The organism is Dietzia sp. DQ12-76 (assembly GCF_014145045.1).
Taxonomy (GTDB): Bacteria; Actinomycetota; Actinomycetes; order Mycobacteriales; family Mycobacteriaceae; genus Dietzia.
Genome location: NZ_JAALDV010000166.1, coordinates 1 through 4,800 on the forward strand (window position 1 = coordinate 1; position 4,800 = coordinate 4,800).

At 70.8% G+C, this 4,800-nt stretch carries 5 protein-coding genes and 1 pseudogene; 5 read left to right on the forward strand and 1 reads right to left on the reverse strand.

The annotated features are described in order from the left end of the window. The 5 genes from G6019_RS06890 to G6019_RS06910 all read left to right on the forward strand — a co-directional run. Nucleotides 1-934, forward strand: a 934-nt coding sequence (locus tag G6019_RS06890) for a DUF58 domain-containing protein (protein ID WP_182627273.1), incomplete at its 5' end; no start/stop codon positions are given. Then, a complete protein-coding gene (locus G6019_RS06895) occupies nucleotides 931-1,911 on the forward strand; it encodes a VWA domain-containing protein (protein WP_182612334.1) in 981 nt (326 codons plus the stop codon). The genes G6019_RS06890 and G6019_RS06895, both read left to right, overlap by 4 nt. Nucleotides 1,912-1,965: 54 nt before the next feature. Beyond that, nucleotides 1,966-2,697 carry a 3-oxoacyl-ACP reductase FabG1 gene (gene fabG1 / locus G6019_RS06900; protein WP_182612335.1) on the forward strand — a complete coding sequence of 244 codons (732 nt, stop codon included), beginning with the start codon at nucleotides 1,966-1,968 and terminating at the stop codon, nucleotides 2,695-2,697. 2 nt (nucleotides 2,698-2,699) lie between these two features. Then, the gene (inhA, locus tag G6019_RS06905; protein ID WP_107756475.1) at nucleotides 2,700-3,527 is read left to right on the forward strand and encodes an NADH-dependent enoyl-ACP reductase InhA; all 828 of its coding nucleotides are present in this window, start codon (nucleotides 2,700-2,702) and stop codon (nucleotides 3,525-3,527) included. Continuing rightward, nucleotides 3,524-4,570 (forward strand): ferrochelatase, encoded by a 1,047-nt coding sequence (locus G6019_RS06910; RefSeq protein ID WP_182612336.1) that lies wholly within the window; start codon nucleotides 3,524-3,526, stop codon nucleotides 4,568-4,570. The genes inhA and G6019_RS06910 overlap by 4 nt, the downstream gene beginning before the upstream one ends. Nucleotides 4,571-4,588: 18 nt before the next feature. Here G6019_RS06910 and G6019_RS06915 read toward each other — a convergent pair. Further along, nucleotides 4,589-4,800, reverse strand: a pseudogene (locus G6019_RS06915) (hypothetical protein); the annotation flags it as partial.

Sequence of the window (4,800 nt, forward strand, 5' to 3'; positions counted from 1 at the left end):
GTCCCGCGCCGCCCTGGCACAGCTGGAACTACTCGTGACCCGCCGCCTGGACGGCGTGCTCAACGGCGACCACCGGGGACTGCTCCCCGGGCCCGGTACCGAACCCGGGGAGGCACGCGCCTACGAACCCGGTGACGACGTCCGCGCCATGGACTGGTCCGTGACGGCCCGGACCACCGTGCCGCACATCCGACAGACCATCGCCGACCGGGAACTGGAGACCTGGATCGTCGTGGACATGACGCCCAGTCTCGACGTGGAGGGGCGGTACGGCACCAAGCGCCGGCTCGTCGAGGCGGCGGCGGCCACGGTGGGGTTCCTGTCCGCGGTGGGTGGCAGTCGTGTGGGGATGGTCCTCACCGGCGCCGGTCGCCCCCGGGTACTGCAGGCCAGGAGCGGGCGGGACCATGTCAGGCGGCTCCTGGAGGAGATCTCCCGGTCCGGGACCGAGATCTCCCCGGGCGGCACCCTCGACGGTGCCCTGCGCGCCGTCCGGAACGCGGCCCGCCGGCACGGCCTCGTGGTGGTGGTCTCCGACTTCCTCACCGAGATCGACTGGGAGCGGTCCCTGCGCGTCCTGGGGACCCGGCACGAGTTCCTCGCGGTCCACACCGCCGACCCGCTCGACATCGCGCTTCCCGCGGTGGGGGCCGCGTTGCTGCAGGACCCGGCCACCGGGGAGGTGCTCGAGCTCGACGTCGACGACGCGCTGGCCGCCGACTACCGGCGCGCCGCGGACGACCATCGCCAGGAGGTCCACTCGGCCCTTCGCCGCTGCGGCGCCCCGGTGCTGGCCCTGCGCACGGACCGGGACTGGATCAGGGACGTGATCGACTACGTCGGCACCCGACGTCAGGGCGGCCTGCCCACGGGTGAGAACCTCGTCCGCGACCTGCCCGACGAGTATCCGCCGACGAACGGGACCCCCCGATGAGCCTGTCGGATTTCCAACACCCGCTGTGGCTCGCGCTGATCGTGGTGCCGCTGGCCCTGGCCATCGGTTACGTGATCGCCCTTCGCTCCAAGAAGCGACGCACCGTGCGCTTCGGCAACTTCGGTGTCCTGCGCACGGTCGACCGCGGCGGGCGGAGATGGTTCACGCACGTCCCCGCCGTCCTGCTCATCCTGTCGATACTCGCGCTGGTGGTGGCCCTGGCCGGTCCGCAGCAGGAACAGAAGGTGCCACGGAATCGTGCGACGGTGATGCTCGTCGTCGACGTGTCCCTGTCCATGGAGTCCACCGACGTCGCACCGTCCCGCCTCGAGGCCGCACAGCAGGCCGCCACCACCTTCGCCAACAACCTCACACCGGGGGTCAACCTCGGGTTGGTCTCGTACGCCGGCACCGCCTCCATGCTCGTCGCACCGACCACCGATCGTGGGCCGGTCACCCGGGCGATCGAGCGGCTCAGGCTTGACGAGCGGACGGCCACGGGCGAGGGCATCTACACCGCGCTCCAGGCGATCACCACGTTCACGGAGAGCCTCGGTGGGCCGGATCAGGCCCCGCCCGCGCGAATCGTCCTGCTCTCCGACGGCAAGGAGACCGTTCCCGCGGACCCCACGGAGGAGCGGGGGGGATTCACCGCCGCCGCCCGGGCCGAGGAAGCCGGCATCCCGGTCTCGACCATCTCCTTCGGCACCCTCTACGGGACCGTCGACATCCAGGGCCGCCCGCAACCGGTCCCCGTCGACGACGCCTCGTTGCGCACGATCGCCGAGATCTCCGGTGGTGACTTCTTCACCGCGTCCAGCCTCGAGGAACTCGACTCCGTCTACCGCACCCTCGAGGAACAGATCGGGTACGAGTGGAAGAAGGCGGACGCCTCGCGTCCGTGGCTCGTCATCGGCTCCCTGCTGGCGATGCTGGCCGCGGCCGGATCACTGGTGGCCCACCGCCGGATCCCGTGACCGGTCGGCGCACCGCCATCGGGCCACCCGCCCCTGTTCGATAGGTTGGTGCCCATGGTTCCCGACAGCACGCCCACCCCCACGCCCCGGACGGTCCTGGTGACCGGGGGCAACCGCGGCATCGGACGCGCCGTCGCCGAACGCCTCGCCGCCGACGGCCACCGCGTCGCGGTGACCCACCGGGGGTCCGGCGCACCGGAGGGGGTGTTCGCGGTGAGGTGCGACGTCACCGATCCCGACTCCGTCGAGGCGGCGTTCACCGCGGTCGAGGCCGAGTTGGGGCCTGTCGAGGTGGTGGTGTCCAACGCCGGGATCACCGACGACACCCTCCTGATGCGGATGAAGGACGAGCAGTTCACCCGGGTGGTCGAGACGAACCTGTCCGGCGCGTTCAGGGTGGCCAAACGAGCGTCCCGCGGGATGCTGCGCGCCAGGTTCGGCCGGCTCATCTTCATCGGTTCCGTGGTCGCCCAGTCAGGGACGGCGGGTCAGGTCAACTACGCGTCGTCCAAGGCCGGGCTCATCGGGATGGCCCGGTCACTGACCCGAGAACTCGGGTCGCGCAACATCACGGCCAACGTCGTGGCCCCCGGCTTCATCGACACCGACATGACCGCCGGCCTCGACGACAAGACGCAGGCCCTCGCGGTGGCGGCCATCCCGCTCGGCCGCAAGGGGAGCGCCGACGACGTGGCGGGGGCCGTCAGCTTCCTCGCCGGAGACGACGCCGGATACATCTCGGGTGCCGTCATACCCGTTGACGGCGGAATGGGAATGGGGCACTGATCATGAACGACCACACCGGCACCGGGCTCCTGTCGGGCAAGACCGTCCTCGTCACCGGGGTGATCACCGACGCCTCGATCGCTTTCCACATCGCCAAGCACTGTCAACTCCACGGCGCCACCGTCATCCTCACCGCGTTCGGTCGTCCGTCACTGGTCAAGGCCATCTCCAAGCGCCTGCCGCACAGACCCGCGGTGATCGAACTGGACGTGCGGAGCGAGGCGGACCTCGCCGCCCTCGAGGGCAGGGTCAGGGAGCACGCCGATTCACTCCACGGTGTGGTCCACTCGATCGGTTTCGCGCCCCCGAGCTGCCTCGGCGAGCCGTTCCTCGACGCCCCGTGGCAGGACGTCTCGGTGGCCGTGGAGGTCTCCGCCTACTCGTACGCGGCCCTCGCCCGGGCGGTGCGCCCACTGCTCGCGCCCGGCGCGTCGATCATCGGCCTGGACTTCGACCCGAGGTTCTCCATGCCCTTCTACAACTGGATGTCCGTGGCCAAGAACGCCCTCGAAGCGGTCAACCGCTACGTGGCCCGCGAACTGGGCCCCGAGGGGGTGCGGTCCAATCTCATCGCCGCCGGCCCCGTCAAGACCCTCGCGGCCAAGGCCATCGCCGGCGACGCCCTCGGACCGGGGGGAGAACTGGACCTGATGCAGGAGGAATGGGCCGAGCGTGCGCCCCTCGGATGGGACGTGGACGACCCCACCTCGGTCGCGACCACCGCGGTGGCGCTGCTCTCGGACCTCATGCCCGCCACCACGGGAACTGTGATCTACGCCGACGGTGGCGCCGGCACCGTCTCGTTCAGCGGACAGGAGAACTCCAGATGACCGATGGTGCCCTCGAACACACGGGTCCCGTGGACGCCCTTCTCGTGCTGTCCTTCGGTGGGCCCGAGGGGCAGGAGGACGTGATCCCCTTCCTCGAGAACGTCACCCGCGGCCGCGGGATCCCGGCGTCGCGACTCGAGGAGGTGGCCACCCACTACCGGCAGCTGGGCGGTCGCAGCCCCATCAACGACCTCAACCGCGAGATCATCGCGAACGTCCGCGCCGAGTTGGCGCGGCGCGGCAGGGATCTGCCGATCTACTTCGGCAACCGCAACTGGACGCCGATGATCGAGGAGACCGTACGGCAGATGACCGCGGACGGCGTGCGGTCGGCCGCGGTGTTCGCCACCTCCGCATGGGGCGGTTACTCCGGGTGCGCGCAGTACCAGGAGGACATCGCCCGCGCGCGCGAGCAGGTCGCCGGTGCACCCACCATGGTGCGCCTGCGTCAGTTCTACGACCATCCGCTGTTCATCGAGCGGTTCGCCCACGACCTTCGCGCGGCGATGGCCTCTGCGGCCCCGGGCGCACGCGTCATCTTCACCGCACACTCCGTTCCCGAGGCGGCGGACGCCGTGGCGGGCCCTCCCGCGCTCGAAGGCCACCTCTACAGCCGTCAAGTCGCCGAGGCGGCGCGGTTGGTGGCCGAGGCCGCAGGGGTCGCGGACCACGATCTGGTGTGGCAGTCCCGTTCCGGCCCCCCGAGCGTGCCGTGGCTGGAGCCCGACGTGGTGGATCACGTCAGGGAAATCGCGGAGGCGGAGAGCGTCCGTGACGTCGTGGTGGTCCCCGTGGGGTTCATCTCCGATCACGTCGAGGTGATCTGGGACCTGGACACCGAGTTGGTGAACGAGGTGCGCGAGCTCGGCGTGACGGTCACCCGGACCGCGACGCCCGGGCCCAGCCCGGAGTTCGCCCGGATGGTTCTGGAACTCCTCGATGAGGTCGAGACCGGAGTGACCGGGGACAGGCTCGGTGACGTTCCCGCGCTGGGCTGCAACCGGGACGGTGCCCGGTGCGCGGTGGGGTGTTGCGCTCGCTAGGACCGTCGCAGGCCCGCGTCAGGACCCCCGCAGGGCCGCGTCACCCGATGCCGCACCCCCCGCGGCGGCGATCCCGGCTGCCGCGACCGCCGACCGGCGTGCGGCGTCCTTCACGGCCACGAGTCGACGCAGGATGGGCTCGCGAGTGGCCGGGTCGACGCCCACGTCCGGCTGTGCCAGCGCGACCGAGATGATCGCCTCCACCCTGTCGATCCTGTCCACCAGCTCGA